Genomic DNA, 21,879 nt, shown 5'->3' with positions numbered 1-21,879 from the left:
TTAAAACATGAGAAACATCAATAGAATGTGAAAGCCAAAACGCAGGAGCTGATACGAAAGAGGTGTAGGTTGCTGACTTTTCTGACTATCCAAATATAGGGTTAGAGATAGTAAAACCAAACCAAATGCAATCACCAATCTGACGAAATAGGCAATTTCCAGTATTGCTGCCATCAAAAGAAAACCTAATAAAGGAAGGCTAAAGAGTGAAACAGCCAGACTGCTTGCTAATAGAGAGAGTATCGAAAGGACTAATAAACTATAAACTAGGAAACGAGTCCAACCTGAGACTACTTTCCCTTCGCTTTTCTGTTTTGACATTATCACGATTACCACGATTAGGTAAACAAAAAGTATCATCACGATTTCTCCTCAGTTCCTATTATTCTTTATCACATTTTAACCAAATTTTCCTGAAAAATCAATAATACTTCTTGACTTGATTGGTAATTTATTGTACTATACTTGTGTATATACAGATAAATGGAGGTTCTTATGGATATACGGAAAAAAACGCAGTTTATGACTATGACTGCCTTACTCACTGCAATAGCGATTTTGATTCCAATCATTATGCCTTTTAAAATCGTTATCCCACCGGCTTCTTACACCTTGGGAAGTCATATCCCCATCTTTATCGCCATGTTTCTTTCGCCTTTGATGGCTGCTTTTGTGATTATTGCTTCTAGTCTTGGTTTTCTGATGGCAGGTTATCCGCCTGTTATTGTACTTCGTGCCTTCTCTCACATTGTTTTTGGTACTTTGGGGGCTTTGTACTTAAAGAAATTCCCTGAAACCTTGGATAAACCAAAGGCATCTTGGATTTTTAACTTTGTTTTGGGTGTTGTTCATGCTATCGCTGAAGTAATAGCTTGTATCATCTTTTATGCTACTTCAGGGACAAATGTTGAAAATATGTTTTATGTTCTCTTTATCCTAGTTGGTTTTGGCACAATCGTTCATAGTATGGTAGACTATACATTAGCACTAGCTGTCTATAAAGTGCTTCGAAAACGTCGCTAAAAGGAAAAACTATGACAAAGGATCGCAAACAAGCTCTTCTCAAACTGTTAAAAGAGGCACCAAAAGCTCTCAATGGTCAAACCTTGGCTGAACACTTTCATGTTACGCGCCAAGTCATTGTACAGGATATCGCTATTCTCCGAGCAGATGGAGCTCCTATCCTATCCACCAATCGTGGCTATATCTACAAAGAAAATGATGCCAGCCCCTACGTTCACAAACTCTTTAAAGTGAAACATGAATTGGAAGAAATTGGTCAGGAACTTCTAGCTATTGTAGATAATGGCGGACGCGTTCAAAATATCTTAATCGATCATCCCGTTTATGGCGAAATTGAAACCCTACTCAAACTCACCTGCCGCCGAGATGTCCAGCACTTTCTGGAACAAGTCGAGAATTCAGACTTTAGACCCCTTTCTGAATTGACAGATGGCATTCATTACCACCTTGTTGAAGCCGAAACGCAACAAGACCTCCACTATATCGAGGAGGCCTTGGATCAGTTAGGTTATTTAGTAAAAGACTAGAAAATTTCTTTCTCCCAGCCGTCCTCTGTGCGGTGGCGATAGAAGAACTCAGACTTGTCAGGTGCTTCCATCATTTCCATCAGAGGCAACATATCATAGGCCAGATCCAAATTTGGAATCTGGTCTTTTTGTACCCAAGATACTTCTCCTTCATCTGAAGATTGGAGATTTCCAGTAAACTCTGTCGCTTTATAGCAAACGACGATGTAGCGCCCACCTGTATCTAAGGGCCAGTTTTTAATGCCGACTAGTTGTGGATTCTGAATGGTTAGACCTGTTTCTTCATAAATCTCACGAATGACAGACTCGGCAAAGGACTCGCCATTCTCAACATGTCCTCCTGGAAAGGCATAGCCAGACCAGCGATTATTTTTAGGAGAGCGGTATTGCATGACTACTCGCTTATTTTCTAGATCTTCGATTAGACAGATGTTAGTTAAAATGGTTGCTTGCGCACGGGACATGGATTTTCTCGCTTTCTAAGTTGTTATATGCCTTTTTCGAACTTAATATCAGATTTCATGATGAATGGATTAATCAACTCGTGATGTTCATAAGTACTACGGGCCAAAAAACCTCTAACAATGATGATTTCTTTATCTTGTATGTGATAGTCTATATTAATGGGAATAGCTGGATCCGAGATAATTGACAAAGCAAAAAATGCTCCAAACCAAAGATAAAGTGCCACCAATCCACTAAATAATTGAAAAATAAGGTGGTACCATTGAAAATCTCTTATTCTATAAAAGATTCTCCATGGATGGATTAAGAAGGCTAAACAAAGAACGAAAAACCAACTATTCCACAAAATCGGCGTAAAAGATAGGCCAAAAACCAACAAGATCAAATGAAGGATCACAAAAGCTAGCAAAGCCAAATAAAGTGTCTTAAACGAAATTAACTTAGTTAGATTTTCTTTTGTCATGATTATTCCTCTTTTTGTCCTTATATTTCAAAATGACCATTAATATCGCTGGAATGATGAAAAAGATTAGATAGGTAGCAATTGGAAGCCAGATGTAGCGATAATCGATAGATAATAGAGAAGGAATTTTTTTAACATTTCTTCCTTTCACCCCAACAATTAAGTGGAGAAGAAAAATAGGTCCATTTATGTATAGAAAAGGTTGTAAAAATCCTTGTACTGAAGTCTTTTCACTAAAACCATCTCTAAAAATACCTTGATAGAGTGTGTACACCAAAAAGACAAAATTCATAATAATTGGCAAGACATAGGACATTTCCTGATATGGTTTCGGGATAAGTGTTGTCCCAAACAACACATACATGATACCAAAAATAGAAAATAATATTATGCCACCATCCATAAAAGAAGCAAGCTTTGGATGCCTTCCCATCCACAATTGGACGTGAGCTATCAAAGAATCCTTTTTATGGATTTTTCTCATTTTTCTGTTCTTTTGTTTGATCTTCTTTGGTTTCTTAATCTTTCGTTCCATTTACGCCTCCTTCTTCTCTTTTCTATCCGTATAACCAAAAGCAGAATGCCCAGCCCTAAGAAAAAGAAAAAGAGATAACTTACAATAGGAGCCCAGACATAGGCCGGATCCATAGAAATTATAGGGGGGGAAATTCGTTGACTTACGACGTCCTAGCCAATTCAGACCCACCAAGAGATGAAAGGGAAAAAGAAGACCATTGAACCCAATAAATCCCCATGAAAAGTAACGCCATTTCTGAAGTTTATCACTACTAAAACGAAAGACAAGGAAATAGGTTGATAAGATCAGAAGGATAAGATTGAAGCTTAAGGGGGAAAGATAGTTCATGTTCGGTAATAGATAACTAATGTAAGAGGCGGCAAGAAATGATACAAACATAGATCCAAATAATACACTCGTATCCAAAAGTTGACCAATCCTTCTGTGCCTTTCCAGCCAAAGAAAAATCCTCTTAGTCCAAGAAGACTTTTCTTTTGTCTTGTACTTCATTTGCCTACTCATCTTCATTTTCATCTACTCCTTTTTTTGAGCCTTTAGAGAGAAAGAAGATTGCCAAAGTTAACATCAAGACCAGAAGGTAGACGACAATAGGAAACCAGATATAGGATGACTCCAGTGAAAACAAAGGTGAGAGAACAACTCTTCCTCTTTTTCTGACGCCAATCAGTTGAAAAATGAAGCTAAGGACATTGATATAAATAAAGGGTTCACAGAATTTTTTAAGGGTCTTTTCTTTTTTTGTTTTCACTGGTAAAAAGAAAGCATAGAGTCTATAACCCAAGATAAAAAGATTCAATTGCAAGGGAAACAAGAGTTCTCTGTACCGAAAATCAGCTGGAATGCTTTTGTTCTGTGATGTTGTAAATTCTATAACTAGGAACAAGATGATATAAAAGATAATATCAAGCATAAATTTGATAAATCGATGACCTTGTAACCAAAAACGAACAGAATCTAAGCTCGATGACTTCTTATACTTCTTCACTTTCAAATTCATAATAACTTCCCTCTATTTAAAATATAATCTAAAACATGATTGTTGATTCATTGCGTAATCTGAAAACAAAATCGCAATTCTATCAGTATTTAACTCTCAGATTTTGAGGATTTCTTACGTACCATTCTAATTTCAGTGATAGGTTTTCCAAGGTCAAGTATTTTTTCTTGCCCATCAAAAGTAAAACCCATTTTTTGATAGAAAGCAATGGCTCGCTTATTCTCATTTAATACCCATAAAAATATTTCAGAGAACTGTTCAAGAGTAGACAGAGCTTCCTTCATTAACTTCTGAGCAATACCTTTTCCATAATAGTCTTTTAAAACATATAAGGCAATAATTTCACCAGCTTGAAGAGTCTCATCACGATAGTTTCCATAACTGATAAAACCAACTACCTTCATGCCATCCATCGCAATCAATGTATTTTCTGGATATATTTGACTAAAGAATCGACATCTTTCTAATGTCATCGTCTCCTGAAATTTCGCAGGTAAAAGGTCATCATAAGCCTCTCTCCACGTTTGCCAATGAACGAAGGATTTACCTTCTATCTCTTCAGGAGTTTCCATTTGTTTGATAGTTAGGTTCATTTATTTTTCTCCTTCACTACCCCAACGCCTTCACTTCCAACATCATGTCACGTATCTGAGCTGCCAGTTCAAAATCAAGCACTTCGACGGCTTCTTGCATTTGTTTTTCCAGTTTCTTGACGAGTTCTTTGCGTTCTTGTTTGTTGAGGCTGTTGATATCGACTTCCTTGTCCTCTTCCTTAGCAACTGCCTTAGTTACAGCGATTAGGTCACGGATTTCTTTCTTGATTGTCTGAGGTACAATACCATGCTCTTCATTATAAGCCATCTGAATTTTACGACGGCGAGCCGTTTCATCGATAGCACGTTGCATAGACTGGGTCATCGTATCAGCGTACATGATAACATGTCCTTCGCTATTACGGGCAGCGCGACCAATAGTCTGGATGAGGCCACGTTCGTTACGAAGGAAACCTTCCTTGTCAGCATCGAGAATGGCAACCAAGCTTACCTCAGGAACGTCAATCCCTTCGCGGAGCAGGTTGATTCCTACCAAGACATCAAAAACACCCAAGCGCAGGTCACGGATAATCTCCGTCCGTTCCAAGGTCTTGATATCTGAGTGCATATACTTGACCTTGATACCCATTTCTTTGAAGTAGTCAGTCAAGTCTTCTGCCATTTTCTTGGTCAAGGTTGTGATAAAGGTCCGTTCATTCTTCTCAACACGGGCATTGATTTCACCTAAAAGGTCATCAATCTGTCCCATAGTTGGACGGACTTCCACTTCAGGATCTAGAAGCCCTGTCGGACGAATGATTTGCTCGATCACTGTCTCGGTCTGTTCATTTTCATAGTCACCAGGTGTCGCTGAAACGTAAACAATCTGGTGCACATGACTCTCAAACTCCTCACGGCGGAGAGGACGATTGTCCAAGGCTGACGGCAAACGGAAACCATAATTGACCAGCATTTCCTTACGAGAACGGTCTCCATTGTACATGCCCTTAATCTGTCCCATGGTCATGTGACTTTCATCAATCATAATCAAGAAATCATCTGGGAAGAAGTCGAGAAGCGTATAAGGAGGTTCTCCTTCGCTACGACCATCCATGTGGCGAGAGTAGTTCTCAACCCCATTTGTATAGCCCATCTCACGTAACATCTCAATATCATACTCTGTCCGCTGTTTCAAACGCTGGGCTTCTAGCAGTTTGCCTTCCCTTTCAAAGACAGCTAACTGCTCCTCCAACTCCGCCTGAATCTTGGCAATAGCAACCTCCATGTGGTCATCATTGGTCACAAAGTGAGTAGCTGGGAAAATCGCCAAATGATCTACTTCTCCCAATACCTGACCTGTCAAAGCCTCAACCTCACGGATACGATCAATCTCATCCCCGAAAAACTCTACTCGAAAAGCGTGTTCATCACGGGAAGCTGGGAAAATCTCCACCACATCCCCGCGAACGCGAAATCTTCCCCGTTGGAAATCAATATCATTGCGTTCAAACTGAATATCTACCAAGTCATTCAAGAGTTTATCACGAGAAATCTCCAGACCTGGACGAAGACTAACAACACTATCAGAATATTCCTTTGGCGAACCCAAACCATAGATACAAGAGACTGAAGCCACGACGATGACATCGTTACGCTCTAAAAGGGCTGAAGTCGCTGAGTGTCGAAGCTTGTCAATCTCATCATTGACCGAGCTATCCTTCTCAATATAGGTATCGCTAGAAGGGACATAGGCCTCTGGTTGGTAATAGTCATAGTAGGATACGAAGTACTCAACAGCATTTTCAGGGAAAAATTCCTTAAATTCTCCATAGAGCTGACCAGCCAGAGTCTTATTGTGGGCAATGACCAAAGTTGGTTTATTGACTTTGGAAATGACCTGACTCATGGTATAGGTCTTCCCTGTACCCGTCGCCCCCATCAAAATTTGGGCCTTTTCTCCACCCTCGATATTGTCAACCAACTGCTCAATCGCTTGTGGTTGATCTCCTGAAGGTTCGTATTTTGATACTAGTTTAAATTCATTATCTGTAATTCGATTAATCATGATTGCCTCATCTGCATTTTTCTATCCTTCTATTTTACCATAAATTTACTTTTCAGACTCTACTCTAAGTTGATAAGAGCAAGGATTCTATGTTACATTTTCTTACATAAAATCCATAAAATTTGCCTTTTCATTCATTTTCTGATATAATGGGAAAATATTCGGAAAAGGAGACTAAAAATGAAGAAAAAAATACTAGCATGTTTGCTCATTTTATTTCCCATTTTCTCACTAGGTATGGCAAAAGCTGATACTGTTAAGATTGTGTCTGATACAGCTTACGCACCTTTTGAGTTTAAAGATTCAGATCAAACCTATAAAGGGATTGATGTTGATATTATCAATAAAGTCGCAGAAATCAAAGGATGGAACATCCAAATGTCTTATCCTGGCTTTGACGCAGCTGTAAATGCAGTGCAGTCAGGTCAAGCAGATGCCATTATGGCAGGTATGACAAAAACAAAAGAACGTGAAAATGTCTTTACCATGTCTGATACCTATTATGATACAAAAGTTGTCATTGCTACAACAAAGGCAAATAAAATCACCAAATATGAGGAACTTAGCGGGAAAACAGTTGGTGTTAAGAACGGAACTGCCGCTCAACGTTTCCTCGAAAGTATCAAAGATAAATACGGTTTCTCTATTAAAACCTTTGATACAGGTGATTTGATGAATAACAGTCTAAGTGCTGGTGCTGTAAATGCCATCATGGATGATAAACCTGTTATTGAGTATGCGATTAACCAAGGACAAGATCTCAGCATCAATATGGATGGTGAGGCTGTTGGAAGCTTTGCTTTTGGTGTCAAGAAAGGGAGCAAGTATGAACACTTGGTTACCGAGTTTAACGAAGCCCTAGCACAAATGAAGAAAGATGGTAGCTTGGAGCAAATCATCCAAAAATGGACAGCTTCTACAACAACGGCAAGCCCAACGACAACTACTGCTGCTGGACAAAAAGCTACTCCAGTGAAAAGCAAGTACATTATTGCCAGTGACTCATCTTTCGCCCCATTCGTCTTTCAAAATTCAAGCAATCAATACACCGGTATTGATATGGACCTCATCAAGGCCATTGCCAAAGATCAAGGTTTTGAAATTGAAATTACTAACCCAGGATTTGACGCAGCCATCAGTGCTGTTCAAGCAGGACAAGCAGATGGTATCATTGCTGGTATGTCTGTAACAGATGCTCGTAAGGAAACCTTCGACTTCTCAGAATCATACTACACAGCAAATACGATTCTCGGTGTGAAAGAATCAAGCACAATCGCTTCTTATGAAGACCTCAAGGATAAAACTGTTGGTGTTAAAAACGGAACTGCTTCTCAAACATTCCTTACTGAGAACCAAAGCAAATACGGCTATAAGATTAAAACCTTTGCAGATGGTGCATCAATGTACGACAGTCTCAATACTGGGGCTATTGATGCCGTGATGGATGATGAGCCTGTTCTCAAATATTCGATCAGCCAAGGTCAAAAATTGAAAACGCCAATCGCTGGAACTCCAATCGGTGAAACTGCCTTTGCGGTTAAAAAAGGAACAAACCCAGAATTGATCCAGATGTTCAATAACGGACTTGCAAATCTTAAAGCTAACGGAGAATTCCAAAAGATTCTTGACAAGTATCTAGCTAGCGAAACTTCAACTGACTCTACAAGTACGGTTGACGAAACAACTATCTGGGGCTTGCTTCAAAACAACTACAAACAACTTCTTAGTGGACTTGGAATCACTCTTGCCTTAGCGCTTATTTCATTTGCAATTGCCATTGTCATCGGGATTATCTTTGGTATGTTTAGCGTTAGCCCATACAAATCTCTTCGTCTGATTTCTGAGATTTTCGTTGACGTTATCCGTGGTATCCCATTGATGATTCTTGCAGCCTTCATCTTCTGGGGAATTCCAAACTTCATCGAGTCCATTACAGGCCAACAAAGTCCAATCAATGATTTTGTAGCTGGTACTATCGCCCTCTCACTCAATGCAGCTGCTTATATCGCTGAAATTGTTCGTGGTGGGATTCAAGCTGTTCCAGTTGGGCAAATGGAAGCCAGTCGCAGTCTTGGTATCTCTTATGGAAAAACCATGCGTAAGATTATCTTGCCACAAGCGACTAAATTGATGTTGCCAAACTTCGTTAACCAATTCGTTATCGCTCTTAAAGATACAACCATCGTCTCTGCTATCGGTTTGGTTGAACTCTTCCAAACTGGTAAGATCATCATCGCCCGTAACTACCAAAGTTTCAAGATGTATGCAATCCTTGCTATCTTCTATCTTGTAATTATCACGCTTTTGACTAGACTAGCGAAACGCTTAGAAAAGAGGATTCGTTAATGGCAAAACTAAAAATTGATGTAAATGATTTGCATAAGTATTATGGAAAAAACGAAGTTTTAAAAGGGATTACGACTAAATTCTATGAAGGAGATGTTGTCTGTATCATCGGACCTTCTGGTTCTGGTAAATCCACTTTCCTCCGTAGCCTTAACCTTCTCGAGGAGGTAACGAGTGGCCACATCACAGTGAATGGCTATGATTTGACTGAAAAATCAACCAATGTCGACCATGTTCGTGAGAACGTAGGAATGGTCTTCCAACACTTCAACCTCTTCCCTCACATGTCAGTCCTAGAAAATATCACTTTTGCACCTATTGAACACAAACGGATGACCAAAGAAGAAGCTGAAAAATTGGGGATGGAGTTGCTTGAAAAGGTAGGACTAGCAGATAAAGCTAATGCCAACCCAGATAGCCTTTCAGGTGGTCAGAAACAGCGTGTAGCTATCGCTCGTGGACTTGCCATGAATCCTGATATCATGCTCTTTGATGAGCCAACTTCCGCTCTGGACCCTGAAATGGTTGGAGATGTACTGAATGTTATGAAGGAATTGGCGGAACAAGGCATGACCATGATTATCGTAACCCATGAGATGGGATTTGCTCGTCAGGTGGCTAACCGTGTTATCTTTACGGCTGATGGTGAATTCCTGGAAGATGGAACTCCAGATCAAATCTTTGACAACCCGCAACACCCTCGTCTAAAAGAGTTCTTGGATAAGGTCTTAAATGTATAAAACAAAACTGTAAGGTTCTCCTTACAGTTTTTTAATTGCGTATTGGATTTTTTGTTTTTTTTGAAAATTATGATAAAATAAAAACTATGATAATGAGGAAATCTCATCCCTAGTCCAACTAGGAAAAAATATAGAAATTAGGTAGCTAGATGTCATCAAAGGTTATTGTTACAATTTTCGGTGCGAGTGGAGATTTAGCTAAACGCAAACTCTACCCTTCCCTTTTCAGACTCTATAAATCAGGCAATCTCTCTGAGCATTTTGCTGTTATCGGAACAGCTCGTAGACCTTGGAGTAAGGAATATTTTGAATCTGTAGTTGTCGAATCCATCCTTGATTTGGCAGATAGTACCGAGCAAGCCCAAGAATTTGCTAGCCACTTCTACTATCAAAGCCATGATGTGAACGATACGGAACATTACATTGCTTTGCGCCAATTACAAACTGAGCTGAATGAAAAATACCAAGCTGAACACAATAAGCTCTTCTTCTTGTCTATGGCACCTCAGTTCTTTGGAACTATTGCCAAGCACCTCAAATCTGAAAACATTGTTGATGGCAAAGGTTTTGAGCGCTTGATCGTTGAGAAACCATTTGGTACAGACTACGAAACAGCTAGCAAACTCAATGAAGATCTCCTTGCAGCCTTTGATGAGGAGCAAATCTACCGTATTGACCATTACCTAGGTAAAGAGATGATTCAGAGTATCTTTGCTGTTCGTTTTGCCAACATGATCTTTGAGAATGTTTGGAATCGCGAACACATCGATAATGTTCAGATTACCTTTGCGGAACGCTTGGGTGTAGAAGAACGCGGTGGCTACTATGATCAATCTGGTGCCCTTCGTGATATGGTGCAAAATCATACTCTTCAACTCCTCTCTCTTCTAGCCATGGACAAACCAGCTAGCTTTACAAAGGATGAGATTCGTGCTGAAAAGATAAAGGTCTTTAAAAACCTCTATCATCCAACTGAGGAAGAATTGAAGGAACAGTTTATCCGTGGTCAATATCGCTCTGGTAAAATCGATGGCATGAAATACATTTCCTATCGTAGCGAGCCAAACGTCGATCCTGAATCTACAACAGAAACTTTCGCATCTGGCGCCTTCTTTGTAGACAGCGATCGTTTCCGTGGTGTTCCCTTCTTCTTCCGTACAGGGAAACGTCTGACTGAAAAAGGGACTCATGTCAATATCGTCTTTAAGCAAATGGACTCTATCTTTGGAGAACCGTTAGCGCCAAATATCTTGACCATCTATATCCAACCAACTGAAGGCTTCTCTCTCAGCCTAAATGGGAAGCAAGTCGGTGAAGAATTTAACCTGGCGCCTAGCTCTCTGGATTACCGTACAGATGCAACTGCTACTGGAGCCTCACCAGATCCATACGAGAAATTAATCTACGATGTTTTGAACAACAACTCAACCAATTTTAGCCACTGGGATGAGGTAAGTGCTTCTTGGAAATTGATTGACCGTATCGAAGAGCTCTGGGCTGAAAACGGTGCACCACTCTACGATTATAAAGCTGGAAGCATGGGACCACAAGCTAGCTTTGACTTACTTGAGAAGTATGGAGCCAAATGGACCTGGCAACCAGATATCGCCTATCGAGAAGATGGCCGTTTAGAATAGCAATAATATCCTGCAAGATTGACTTGCAGGATATTTATTTTGTATTAAATCAAGCCTTCTAAGAGACCCTTCATAAAGTTTTCTGAGTTAAATTCCCCTATATCATCGATTTTTTCACCGAAACCAATCAATTTTACTGGGATATTGAGTTCTTCGCGGATAGCCAGAACAACACCACCTCGGGCAGTTCCGTCAATTTTTGTCAAAACAATTCCAGTCAATGGTGTTATCTTAGAAAATTCCTTAGCTTGCACCAAGGCATTCTGTCCAGTTGAAGCATCAAGGGCAATGAAGGTTTCATGTGGCGCCTCTGGCACGACACGCTTGATGATGCGACCAATCTTTTCCAACTCAGCCATAAGGTTGTCCTTGTTTTGCAGACGACCTGCTGTATCAATCATGAGAATATCAATCCCTTCAGCTACAGCACGTTCCATCCCATCAAAGACCACACTAGCAGGGTCAGCCTTTTCTGGTCCCGTCACAACAGGAACATCCACACGTCGACCCCATTCAGCTAGCTGGGCCACAGCACCCGCACGGAAGGTATCTGCTGCAACCAGCATGACTTTCTTGCCAGCTTGATTGTAGCGATGAGCCAATTTCCCGATAGAAGTTGTCTTCCCAACACCATTAACACCAACAAAGAGCATGACGGTCAAACCATCTTGGAAGTGGATTTGTTCATCGTAGTTGCCATCCTTCTCATAAAGTTCAACCAATTTCTCGATAATAACACGACGAAGTGCGTCAGGCTTCTTAGCGTTTTCGAGTTTAGCTTCATAGCGTAGTTCTTCTGTTAAGTTTGAAGCGACCTGCACACCGACGTCGCTCATGATGAGCAGTTCTTCCAATTCCTCGAAGAATTCTTCATCGACAGAACGGAAGTTGGCAAAGAAGGCATTCAAACGAGCACCGAATCCTGTACGGGTTTTCTTGAGACTGCGGTCATATTTTTCCTGTACGGTTTCTTCAACCTGAGGAAGTTCTTCTTCTACTACTTCAGAAGCTAACCCTTCTTCGAACTCTACAGTTTCTTGGTTCTCTTCTTCTAGAATTTCTTCCGGCTCTTGGAATTGTTCCAATTCATCAGATTCTAGCTCAACCTCTTCCTGAGCAGTTTCTTCGACTGCTTCTGGTTCAATCACTTCTTCTGTTGAGACTTGAGGAATTTCTTCTTGAGCTGGTGTTTCTTCCACTTTTTCTCTTGTTGTCTCTTCCTGAGAAGTTTCTTCGACTGCCGTTTGGTTCTCTTCAACCTCTTCTGACAAATCAATATTTTCCAGTGCTTCTTTTACAATATCTTCGATTTTCGGCTCTTCTTTTTTTCCGAATAGACGGTCAAATAATCCCATATTTTAGTTCTCCTTTAGCACGTATTCTTCGATAGCCCAGGCAACGGCTTCCTCGTCGTTGGTCATTGGGGTAATCACATTGGCAACTTCCTTAACTGCTGGAACAGCATTTTGCATAGCAACTCCCAGACCTGCCCATTCAATCATGGAAAGGTCATTGGCCTCGTCCCCACAAGCCATGACTTGACTTTGGTCGATTCCTAGGTGTTTAATTAATTTCGCTAAACCTGTTGCCTTGTGGACATTTTTCGGTGACCATTCCAATAAGAGTTCACGCGATTTGAAGATTTCGTATTGGTCAAACAATTCAGGAGAAATCTGTTGAATCGCTGCATCCAAGGGTTCTTGGGCAAAGGCAGTCACACATTTATTATATGTCATCTGACTAGATAGATCCTCAAAAGCGACAGGTACGAAAGTCAAGGATGGGTTGAACTTCGCATAGAGACTTTCTTGGTCAGACTGGATTTGATAGACTGTTCCTTCTGAAATGGCATCTAACGGTAATCCGAGTTTTTCAGTTTCCTCGTACAATCGTGCCACATCATCGATTGAAAAGACGGTTTTATCGAGAATCTCTCCAGTATTTTTCTGTACCAGACCACCATTAAAGGTGATGGTGTACTCATCCTCCTGACCGTCAGTCCCTAGCTCATGGAGAAAGAAATCCATAGCCTTCAAAGGACGTCCTGTTGTCAGAACGACCTTGATGCCACGATCACGCGCAGCTTTGAGGACCTCCTTGGTACGATCTGTCAGTTTTTTATCCGTTGTCAGCAAGGTGCCATCCAAATCGAGTGCAATCAATTTAATATCTGCCATTACAAACCCTCCATATAAGCCATCACTGACTGGTCCTTATGGTGGCCAATCACTGTCTCTGCTAATTCTAAAATCTCTGGTCTCGCATTTTCAGGGGCGATTGGGTGTCCAACAACCTGCATCATATGAAGGTCATTGAGATTATCGCCAAAAGCCATAACCTGATCCATGGTCAGACCAAGTTTTTTGGCTAACTCAACAATAGCCACACCCTTATCAACATAGTCTAAGACAATATCGATGGATTCAAAACCTGTTGTCATGGCTTTCACACCAGAAACATTTTTGTTGACCCAGGCCTCTCCAGCTTCTATCGTTTCTTCTGTGAAGTTGGTCGTGAATTTAAAAATCTCATCCGTGATATCTTCCAAACTCGCTACTTTTTGAATGTTTTCATTGTAGTGACGGCTAAACATGAGATAGGTCTCATCCACTGTGTCCAAAACATAACAAGCTTTTTTCCCAGTCAAGAGCATTTTACTTTCATCAAAATAGGGTGATTTCTTTAAAGCTTCAAAAGTGCTCAAGTAAAAATCCCGAGACATAGTAGCCTCATACATATCCTCACCATGAAACTCAACATAGCTCCCATTTTCAGCTATAAAAATCACTTCATCACACACATCCGCAAACAACTTTTTCAGGGACAAGATACCGCGACCTGAAGCCACTGCAAAATAAATCCCCTTTTCCTTGTAGGAAACAAGTACGTTTTTAAGGCGTTCCATATCAAACCGACCCTCTCCATCTAGAAAGGTTCCATCCATATCGGTTGCTACAAGTTTAATCATAAAATCCTTCATACTCCAATTGATAAATCTATCTTCTATTATACCATAGATAAGTTTAAAAAGTTCCAGTACAGCAGGAAAGCACTACTTTTTCGGAGAAACTTCAAAGGGCCTAAAAATTAGAATTGTAAAACTTTTTTCAGATAGTTTAAAAAGTTTGTATTCCCCTACCCTTTTCTCTATAATGGAGAGAAAGGAGATGACTATGACAGAAATAAAACATGAAATTGATGCTAACTTTGCAGGACGACTCAATATCCTACGCGCAGGTGTTCTGGGCGCCAATGATGGAATTATTTCCATCGCTGGAGTCGTTATCGGCGTTGCCAGTGCGACAAGCAATATCTGGATTATCTTTTTATCAGGTTTAGCGGCTATCCTCGCTGGTGCTTTCTCTATGGCCGGTGGCGAATATGTCTCTGTATCCACTCAGAAAGACACGGAAGAAGCCGCTGTTGCTAGAGAACAGTTGCTCTTGGATAAGGATATCGAATCTGCAAAACAATCCCTCTATGCTGCCTATCTTCAAAACGGTGAGTGTGAAACGTCAGCCCAACTCTTGACCAACAAGGCCTTTTTAAAAAATCCACTCAAAGCCTTGGTCGAAGAAAAGTATGGAATCGAGTATGAAGAGTTTACCAACCCTTGGCATGCTGCTATCTCTAGCTTTATTGCCTTTGTACTGGGAAGCCTTCCTCCTATGCTTTCAATCACCGTCTTTCCAAGTGACTATCGTATTCCTGCTACTGTTTTTATCGTGGCCCTTTCCCTTCTCGTCACCGGCTATACCAGTGCTAAACTAGGCAAGGCACCTACGAAAACTGCCATGATCCGCAACCTCTGTATCGGACTTCTCACCATGGGTGTAACCTTCCTCTTGGGACAACTCTTTAGCATTTAAGATAAAAGAAATACCTCGACAAGCATCGAGGTATCTTTTTTACATTTGCACAATCTTGCGATAGCTTCTTGAGGTAATCATAAAGATTAAGACATAGACGATGAGGAAGATAGCACAGATGGACAGAGTGACTGTCAACATCATGGTCGCATCTAGGACCCCAATGACTTTTAGGATGAGACTAAGCATATGATAGGCAAAGGCAAGGTGTAGGAAAGCAAAGAGCAATGGGAGGAAGAAAACAGTTAGCACCTGTTTATTGATGGTTTGCTTGATTTGCTTTTGATCGAGACCGACTTTTTGCAAAATGATAAAGCGTTCACGATCTTCATAGCCTTCAGAGATTTGTTTGTAGTAGATGACAAGAACTGTTCCCACCATAAAGATGATAGAGAGGAAGATACCGATAAAGAAAACTCCACCAAAGAGAGCACTCATCTGCGCACTACTATCAGCCAGATTGCTTCCGTAAACATAGCTTCCTTCTTTGCTTAATTCTCTATTAAAATCATCAAGGAATTTTGAATAGTCGTTGGCAAGTTTGAGTTGCTCTTCCTCACTAGCCGTTACATTCATACCACCGTAGTATTGATTAAAGATGGAAGAATTAGGATGCTGGTCAAGAAAGACTTGTAGGTCAGGAACAACCAGATAGTTATAGTCCGAAGTTAGAATATTGTACTGATTTGGGACATGTTCAAGAATAAAATCTTTTTTGATTTCTTCTTTGATCGTGTAGGTCTGGTTATTTAGAGTCAGTTCTTTCTGTCCTTGAAGTTCTTTGTTTTTAGTAAACAATCCAACTTCCTTTCCTGAAAGTGCGAGTTTTTGCCCCGTCATATTCTCATAGTCTTTTTGGTCAAAGACCATAAAAACAGTTTTCGGTTGAACACGGTTTTGACCTTTGTCAAAGATTGTTAATTTCGTACCTTCTTGATTTGCTACACCAAAGCTACTGTATGTAAGAACTTCTTTCTTTGTAACAGTCAATCCCTTATCACTAGCATACTGGTCTAGGAGTTTATTTATGTCTTCTTTTTCAATATTCTGTCCTGTAATTCCAAAATCATGTGGATTCATGACTTTCTTGAAAGTTTCAGAGCCTTTAAAGATACTCGTTGCAGCAGACATTGTCACCAAGACCATGGTTGAAAGAATAGCAATCGTCGCCAGACCAACCGCATTTTTCTTCATACGAAAAATGAGATTGGATACAGAAATCATGTTGTTAGGTTGGTAATAATAACGCTTGTTTTTCTTCAAGATTTGTAGGAAAACTGTGATTCCTGCATTGAAGAGAAGATAAGTTCCCAAAATAACTAACAAAACTGCTACGAAGAAAATCAGAACAGCAGAAAGTGGATTTTCAACTGTTACTGCTAGGTAGTAACCCGCTCCCAAACTAATCAGACCTAGAATGGTTTGGACACCTAAGAAACGTCCTTTTTTCTCACCACTGGCTTTTTCACGAGAGAGCTGAAGGGCATTCATGCGTGCAATACGAAAGGCATTGATAAAAATCAAACCTAGGAAGATAGCTCCAAAGACGATGAGAACTAGGATAAAGACAATTGGTTGGAAAGTCGAAACGAGCTCCACTTTCATTTTCATCAGCTTCAGAAGAAGGGCAAAGATGAGCTTATCAAAGAGAGCTCCTAGACCGAGACCAGCTGTCAAGGTTAAGGAACCAAAAATAAGAAGCTCTTTAAAAACCATACTGATCAAATGACGCTTTTCGAGCCCAAGCATACCATATACACCCAGCTCCTTGGAACGGTTCTTCATGACAAAACTATTGGCATAAAGAACAATAATTCCAGAAGCGATGGTAACAACCACCATACCTAGAGCGAGGGTCATAGAGATAGTTTCTCCCCCTCGGATCTTGCCAATGTTAGGATTAAGTGACAAAGAGTAAAAAAGATAGGTGATGGTCACTGCTAAGAGAACAGCTAAGGCAAAGGGGTAGTAGAGTTTGCGGTTTTTAATCAAGTTAGATACCGCTAACTTATTGGTCAATCGAAACATACTAATTCACCTCGCTTGCCATAACAGTCAAAGTATCAGAGATTTCCTGGAACATCTGACGCTCTGTCTTGTCTCCGCGGTAGATTTGGTTGTAAAGAATGCCGTCCTTGATAAAGAGAACGCGCTTGGCCCTACTAGCTGCAGCTGTTGAGTGAGTTACCATCAGAATGGTTTGACCGCGCTCATTGATTTCATCAAAAACGTCGAGTAAGGCTGCAGATGACTTGGAGTCAAGAGCTCCTGTTGGCTCATCCGCAAGGAGAATTTCAGGTTCAGTGATGATGGCGCGTGCTACTGCTACCCGCTGTTTTTGACCACCTGAAATCTCGTAAGGGTACTTCTCTTGCAATTGATTGATGCCTAAATTTTCAGCTGTTACCACCAATTTCTTCATCATCTCCGTGATAGGTTTTCGAGATAGAACTAACGGAAGCAAGATATTGTCTTTGACCGATAGAGTATCTAGCAAGTTAAAGTCTTGGAAGACAAATCCCAACTTCTCACGACGGAAGCTAGAAGCCTGAGAATTTTTAATGGTTGCTGTGTCTGTTCCGTTTAGGTAAACCTGACCACGAGTTGGTTTATCCAGCATGGCTAGGATGTTGAGTAGGGTAGACTTCCCTGAGCCAGACTCTCCCATGATAGCAACGTAGTCACCCTTTTCTACTGTAAAGTGAATGTCTTTGAGGGCTTCTACTTGGTTTCCTTGGAAACGTGTTTTGTAAATTTTTTGAACGTGTTTTACATCTAAAAGTGTCATGATTTTCTCCTTCTTAATATCCCATCAATTGAAACTGTGCTTGCATCATAGCGCATCCCAGTTGAACACGCTCGATATCTTTTTGACTTGGTTTTCTTGTTTTCTTATGTAAGATTCTTTTCATGGTTTTGCTCCTTTGTTCTTTATGAGTCTAGTTTATCGCAAAAAAAGAGGTCTTGCCATAACCTAACCTTACAAAAGAGACTTTAATCTTACATTTTTGTAAGATTAAAAAAAACAAGCAATTTCGCTATCAATATTTTACCATAAAAGAAAGGCAAGAAGAAAACCCTTGCGGATGCAAGGGTTAAAATTCACTATTCAGTCTGAATCAATCAGTAAGAAATGTAGCTACAATTTGATGATGTATTCTTTCAATTAATTATATTTCTATATAAGCAGAACAGTTTTCTTCTAAAGAAAAGTCTTCTTTTATCAACAAGGTTAAATCTTTTGAAGTCAAATTTTCACTTTTATCTATTCGAACAGCTTGATTCATTATTAAATCTTCATAAAGATTTCGAACGAAACGACCGTTAGAAAAATTGGTGAGATTACTTTCTAACTTTTCATTAAAATAATTTAATAATATTTTTTTCAACTTGTCCTCAATCTGGTAGTCGTCTTTTCTTGCTAAAGTTTCAAGAATATCTAACAATTCCATAGAAGAATAATTTTCAAAATTAATAAAATAATTAAAGCGAGATTTCAAACCAGGATTTGATTCAAAAAAATGATTCATTGGATCAGTATATCCTGCAACAATAACAATTAGATCATCTCTTGAATCCTCTAGAGCCTTTGTTAATTCTGTTAAACATTCTCGTCCATATGAATCAGTATTGTCATTTTCTGTAATACTATAAGCTTCATCTATGAATAAAACGCCACCTTTTGCTTTTTCGATAACATTTTTTACTTTCAAAGCGGTTTGACCTTGGTAACCAGCAATTAAATCCGTTCTAGAGACTTCAGTAAAATGCCCCTTTGAAAGAAGGCCTAACTGATAATACATTCGACCTACAATTCTAGCTACTGTCGTCTTCCCAGTACCAGGATTGCCCATAAATGCCATATGTAAAGTTCTCTTTGGTACTTTTAGCCCAGTCTCTTTTCTTTTGGACTGAACCTTTTGATATATAACTAACCTCGAAACTTCCTCTTTAACTTTTTGTAAACCAACTAATTGATTTAATTCCTTCATCAATTCATCCAGAGAAGAGTTGTTACGTTTTCCTAACTCCTTCCCTAGTATTTCAAAAAGATAAGAGTAACCTAAATAACAAGCTAAATTATCAGATAATTCTTTTAACGTTTGACTTATCTTGCTTATTTTATTCTCTTTTTGAAATAAATATATAGATTTATATAAATCTGCTACTTTATTTGTGTCTGAATGATCAATTATAATCTCATTCACTTTTGTGAAAAAAGTCGGCTCATTACCCAGTTGTCGATCCAATTTTTTGGCGCTCTCAATTAGCTTGTCACGAGATACAGTCATAATTTACCTCAAAAACATAAACACTAAAGTGATTATTAACATTCCAATAGATACTCCTGATACAATAAAGAGCGTAAGAAGACGATTTGAAATAAATTGAATTTGTTGTTTACTTTCTTTCAACTCTTTTCTGAGTTCTTCAATCTCAGCAGTGTGAGAGACTGTTTCCAAAGGAAGCTGACTAACAGTGCCCTCTAAGTTGACAATTCTATCATCTAGTGCAGAAAGTCGTTCCTCATTTTCGACGATAGAATTTTTACTTTTTTCTTCGTTAAATTTCTCTTTAAACTGCTTAAGAGCTTCTAAAGTTAATTTTTGTTTCTCTATGGTTTTATCAATACGAGCTTGTTCTTTCAGAATTTTTTTGTTGGTATGTTCAATGGCAGCTACAGAAGAAAGAATAGCTTGAATATAATCTTTATCCAGCGCTTCTAAAGCTTTATAAACTTGACCAAATTCTTCAATAAATGTTTGTTGATTATCATAAAATTTTGAAATGTAATTTTGAATTTGTTCAACTAACGTATTAAACTCGTTTCCTGTCACTCCATGTTCAGCAAACTCAAAACCGAAGAAATCATCGTGAGTTCTAACTTTATCAAAATACAGTTCATCTTGACTTTGTTCAGCAAACTCTTTCAGATGCTCTTTTGCTTCATCGAAATCATGTTTGCTAATGTTTATTTCAATTGTTTCTTGTTCTTGCTCAACTACTTCTTGTTCCATATTTATCTCCCTAATCTAATAATTCTTGTAATAAACTATCAATCTCATCAAAGTCACTTTTATCGTCTCTTGTAGATTCTTCAAAAATATCTGATAGCTTTTCTTTCATCATGGACGCAGCCATATCATGTCTTTCCTTAATAGTATTAACAATAGAATCTTTTTCGACTTGTAGTTTTGTGCTCTTTACATCTAATAATTGATCTTGAATTACTAACATTTCATTATTTTGATCAATTTTTTTAGAACTTAGTTCAGAAATCTGTTTATTAACAATTTGCTGATCAATCATTTTTAATACAAAAGCGCCAATAATTCCAGATAAAGTTGCTCCCATAAATGTTCCTATAATACTAGCTAAAGAACCTAGAATAGGTATTTCTACTGAAAGTGGAGGCGCAATAGCAACGAGAGATTTTCCAATTGTTTCACCTAAAACTAGCCCTCCTGTGACAATTATACCCGCAGTTATTATTTTACCAAGTTCGAGAATAATAATATTAATATCTTTAGAACTATTTTCAGGGTTATTCAAATAATCAATAGCATCCTTTAGAGATGACCATCCCTGTTTCATAAATGTCCAAATCTTTAAAAACACTTCACCAAATGTTCCAAAAATAGAAGTAACAAGCATTGTTAAGATAGATTTCCCAACATTTAAAATATGTTTTGATAAATTTGAGACAAAAGTAGAGACAGCTTCTTTTAATTTCTTAAGGAATGAATTGAGATTCTTATGCTTTTCACCCAACCAAACTATAAATTTCTTGATAATTTCCTTTAAAAATTCTGATAAAAGTTGGAAAATCGCAACCTTTAATGCCTTTCCGGAAACTTTTAACCCCTCATCACGTCGTGATTTTTTACCAGATTCAACTGCTCTTTTTTTAGCGTTATCTTTAAACTCCGAATATCCTTCACGAGCTTCTTTTTCATCAAACTCTGCTTGTCTTCTATCTATATTAAATCGTTCCTCTGGTTTTAGCCCATTTCTTTCAGTATTTAAAAATTCTAACATAGGTTTGTCACCCTTAGACATATTCGCTGAGGCATCTAAATCATGTAAATTCTTAGAGCTGTTAGCAAAAACTTTAATTTCATCTTTTGTAGAAAATGCAACTAAATCAATATCATTTAATTGCTCTTTAATAGAAATAGTATGATCTTTATGAACAGATGATGAACCTTTATCTCTTCCCTTATCAAAAAATTCACGAGTTTCTTTTTTTAAAATTCTCTCTCCGTTCTTATTCAGTATAAAAGAATCTTGCCATTCATTGTATATTTTTTGATGATCAACAGTTCTATTATGAGTGGCAATTATGCCTTTTTCAAAATTTTCAGCTGTTTGAATATGTGCTTCTTTTCGTAAATCTAGGGTTTGACCTTTGTTCTCTTTAATAAACTCTTCACCAATTTGGGCAGCAAGTTGAAGTTGTACTTGCTCCCAAACTATATTTTCAATAGTTTCTTGAAGATATTCATTATTTTGTAATTTCTCTCTGTCTATATCAAGTTGATCTATATGTTCAACAACATCCTTAAGGTTATTTTCTAAAGAACTTTCTAATTCAAGTAATTGTTCATAGTCAAAGTCAATTTCAGAACTTTGTAATTCAAACGTTTTATTCTCGTTAGCCATATTAATCTCTCTA

The 21,879-nt window shown here is 38.7% G+C and carries 21 protein-coding genes; 6 read left to right on the top strand and 15 right to left on the bottom strand.

Annotated elements, in window-relative coordinates; all coding sequences use genetic code 11:
* The gene (locus M1F65_RS02285; RefSeq protein ID WP_247925382.1) at nt 1-360 is read right to left on the bottom strand and encodes a hypothetical protein; all 360 of its coding nucleotides are present in this window, start codon (nt 358-360) and stop codon (nt 1-3) included.
* 135 nt (nt 361-495) lie between these two features.
* Here M1F65_RS02285 and M1F65_RS02280 point away from each other — a divergent pair, with 135 nt between their 5' ends.
* Complete coding sequence (locus tag M1F65_RS02280; RefSeq protein WP_247925381.1) at nt 496-1,023, top strand: ECF transporter S component; 528 nt, start codon at nt 496-498, stop codon at nt 1,021-1,023.
* Nucleotides 1,024-1,034: 11 nt separating this feature from the next.
* A complete protein-coding gene (locus M1F65_RS02275; protein WP_000159158.1) occupies nt 1,035-1,550 on the top strand; it encodes a transcription repressor NadR in 516 nt (171 codons plus the stop codon).
* Here the strand turns inward: M1F65_RS02275 and M1F65_RS02270 are convergent.
* The 6 genes from M1F65_RS02270 to uvrB all read right to left on the bottom strand — a co-directional run bounded on the left by M1F65_RS02270 (nt 1,547) and on the right by uvrB (nt 6,611).
* Nucleotides 1,547-2,014, bottom strand: coding sequence for an 8-oxo-dGTP diphosphatase (locus M1F65_RS02270; protein WP_084849724.1), 468 nt, complete (start codon nt 2,012-2,014; stop codon nt 1,547-1,549). The genes M1F65_RS02275 and M1F65_RS02270 overlap by 4 nt on opposite strands.
* Before the next feature lie 23 nt (nt 2,015-2,037).
* Entirely contained in the window at nt 2,038-2,478 is a 441-nt protein-coding gene (locus tag M1F65_RS02265; RefSeq protein WP_049478199.1) for a hypothetical protein, read from the bottom strand.
* Nucleotides 2,456-3,013 carry a hypothetical protein gene (locus tag M1F65_RS02260; protein WP_049478198.1) on the bottom strand — a complete coding sequence of 186 codons (558 nt, stop codon included), beginning with the start codon at nt 3,011-3,013 and terminating at the stop codon, nt 2,456-2,458. The genes M1F65_RS02265 and M1F65_RS02260 overlap by 23 nt, the downstream gene beginning before the upstream one ends.
* A gap of 496 nt (nt 3,014-3,509) precedes the next feature.
* On the bottom strand, nt 3,510-4,013 hold the full coding sequence (locus M1F65_RS02255) for a hypothetical protein (RefSeq protein ID WP_247925380.1): 504 nt from the start codon (nt 4,011-4,013) through the stop codon (nt 3,510-3,512).
* An 89-nt stretch (nt 4,014-4,102) separates the two neighbouring features.
* Nucleotides 4,103-4,606, bottom strand: coding sequence for a GNAT family N-acetyltransferase (locus M1F65_RS02250; protein ID WP_001054583.1), 504 nt, complete (start codon nt 4,604-4,606; stop codon nt 4,103-4,105).
* A gap of 16 nt (nt 4,607-4,622) precedes the next feature.
* A complete protein-coding gene (gene uvrB, locus M1F65_RS02245) occupies nt 4,623-6,611 on the bottom strand; it encodes an excinuclease ABC subunit UvrB (RefSeq protein ID WP_247925379.1) in 1,989 nt (662 codons plus the stop codon).
* Between the two features lie 180 nt (nt 6,612-6,791).
* Here uvrB and M1F65_RS02240 point away from each other — a divergent pair, with 180 nt between their 5' ends.
* The 3 genes from M1F65_RS02240 to zwf all read left to right on the top strand — a co-directional run bounded on the left by M1F65_RS02240 (nt 6,792) and on the right by zwf (nt 11,334).
* Entirely contained in the window at nt 6,792-8,957 is a 2,166-nt protein-coding gene (locus tag M1F65_RS02240; protein ID WP_061420902.1) for an ABC transporter substrate-binding protein/permease, read from the top strand.
* Nucleotides 8,957-9,697: an amino acid ABC transporter ATP-binding protein gene (locus M1F65_RS02235; RefSeq protein WP_001096337.1), complete on the top strand. Its 741-nt coding sequence runs from the start codon at nt 8,957-8,959 to the stop codon at nt 9,695-9,697. The genes M1F65_RS02240 and M1F65_RS02235 overlap by 1 nt, the downstream gene beginning before the upstream one ends.
* 149 nt (nt 9,698-9,846) lie before the next feature.
* Entirely contained in the window at nt 9,847-11,334 is a 1,488-nt protein-coding gene (gene zwf, locus M1F65_RS02230) for a glucose-6-phosphate dehydrogenase (protein WP_042902209.1), read from the top strand.
* A gap of 44 nt (nt 11,335-11,378) precedes the next feature.
* Here zwf and ftsY read toward each other — a convergent pair whose 3' ends face one another.
* Genes ftsY through M1F65_RS02215 form a run of 3 tightly spaced genes read right to left on the bottom strand, consistent with a single transcriptional unit; the run spans nt 11,379 to nt 14,302 of the window.
* Complete coding sequence (ftsY, locus tag M1F65_RS02225; RefSeq protein WP_247925378.1) at nt 11,379-12,689, bottom strand: signal recognition particle-docking protein FtsY; 1,311 nt, start codon at nt 12,687-12,689, stop codon at nt 11,379-11,381.
* Nucleotides 12,690-12,692: 3 nt separating this feature from the next.
* A complete protein-coding gene (locus M1F65_RS02220; RefSeq protein WP_247925377.1) occupies nt 12,693-13,511 on the bottom strand; it encodes a Cof-type HAD-IIB family hydrolase in 819 nt (272 codons plus the stop codon).
* The gene (locus tag M1F65_RS02215) at nt 13,511-14,302 is read right to left on the bottom strand and encodes a Cof-type HAD-IIB family hydrolase (RefSeq protein ID WP_247925376.1); all 792 of its coding nucleotides are present in this window, start codon (nt 14,300-14,302) and stop codon (nt 13,511-13,513) included. Before M1F65_RS02215 ends, M1F65_RS02220 begins: the two co-directional genes overlap by 1 nt.
* Nucleotides 14,303-14,507: 205 nt before the next feature.
* On the opposite strand from M1F65_RS02215, the gene M1F65_RS02210 reads away from it, so the two are divergent.
* A complete protein-coding gene (locus M1F65_RS02210) occupies nt 14,508-15,203 on the top strand; it encodes a VIT1/CCC1 transporter family protein (RefSeq protein ID WP_000136037.1) in 696 nt (231 codons plus the stop codon).
* A gap of 39 nt (nt 15,204-15,242) precedes the next feature.
* Here the strand turns inward: M1F65_RS02210 and M1F65_RS02205 are convergent, their stop codons facing one another.
* From M1F65_RS02205 to M1F65_RS02185, 5 genes are all read right to left on the bottom strand, one after another.
* Complete coding sequence (locus tag M1F65_RS02205; protein WP_247925375.1) at nt 15,243-17,231, bottom strand: FtsX-like permease family protein; 1,989 nt, start codon at nt 17,229-17,231, stop codon at nt 15,243-15,245.
* Nucleotide 17,232: 1 nt separating this feature from the next.
* Nucleotides 17,233-17,991: an ABC transporter ATP-binding protein gene (locus M1F65_RS02200; protein WP_000173369.1), complete on the bottom strand. Its 759-nt coding sequence runs from the start codon at nt 17,989-17,991 to the stop codon at nt 17,233-17,235.
* Between the two features lie 382 nt (nt 17,992-18,373).
* The gene (locus tag M1F65_RS02195) at nt 18,374-19,495 is read right to left on the bottom strand and encodes an AAA family ATPase (protein WP_247925374.1); all 1,122 of its coding nucleotides are present in this window, start codon (nt 19,493-19,495) and stop codon (nt 18,374-18,376) included.
* 3 nt (nt 19,496-19,498) lie between these two features.
* Nucleotides 19,499-20,221 (bottom strand): hypothetical protein, encoded by a 723-nt coding sequence (locus tag M1F65_RS02190; protein ID WP_247925373.1) that lies wholly within the window; start codon nt 20,219-20,221, stop codon nt 19,499-19,501.
* Between the two features lie 10 nt (nt 20,222-20,231).
* Complete coding sequence (locus M1F65_RS02185; protein WP_247925372.1) at nt 20,232-21,866, bottom strand: AI-2E family transporter; 1,635 nt, start codon at nt 21,864-21,866, stop codon at nt 20,232-20,234.
* Between the last annotated feature and the right edge of the window lie 13 nt (nt 21,867-21,879).

Origin of the sequence: Streptococcus oralis, from assembly GCF_023109195.1 — a bacterium.
Taxonomy (GTDB): Bacteria; Bacillota; Bacilli; order Lactobacillales; family Streptococcaceae; genus Streptococcus; species Streptococcus oralis_BV.
This window is presented reverse-complemented; position numbering and strand designations above follow the sequence as displayed.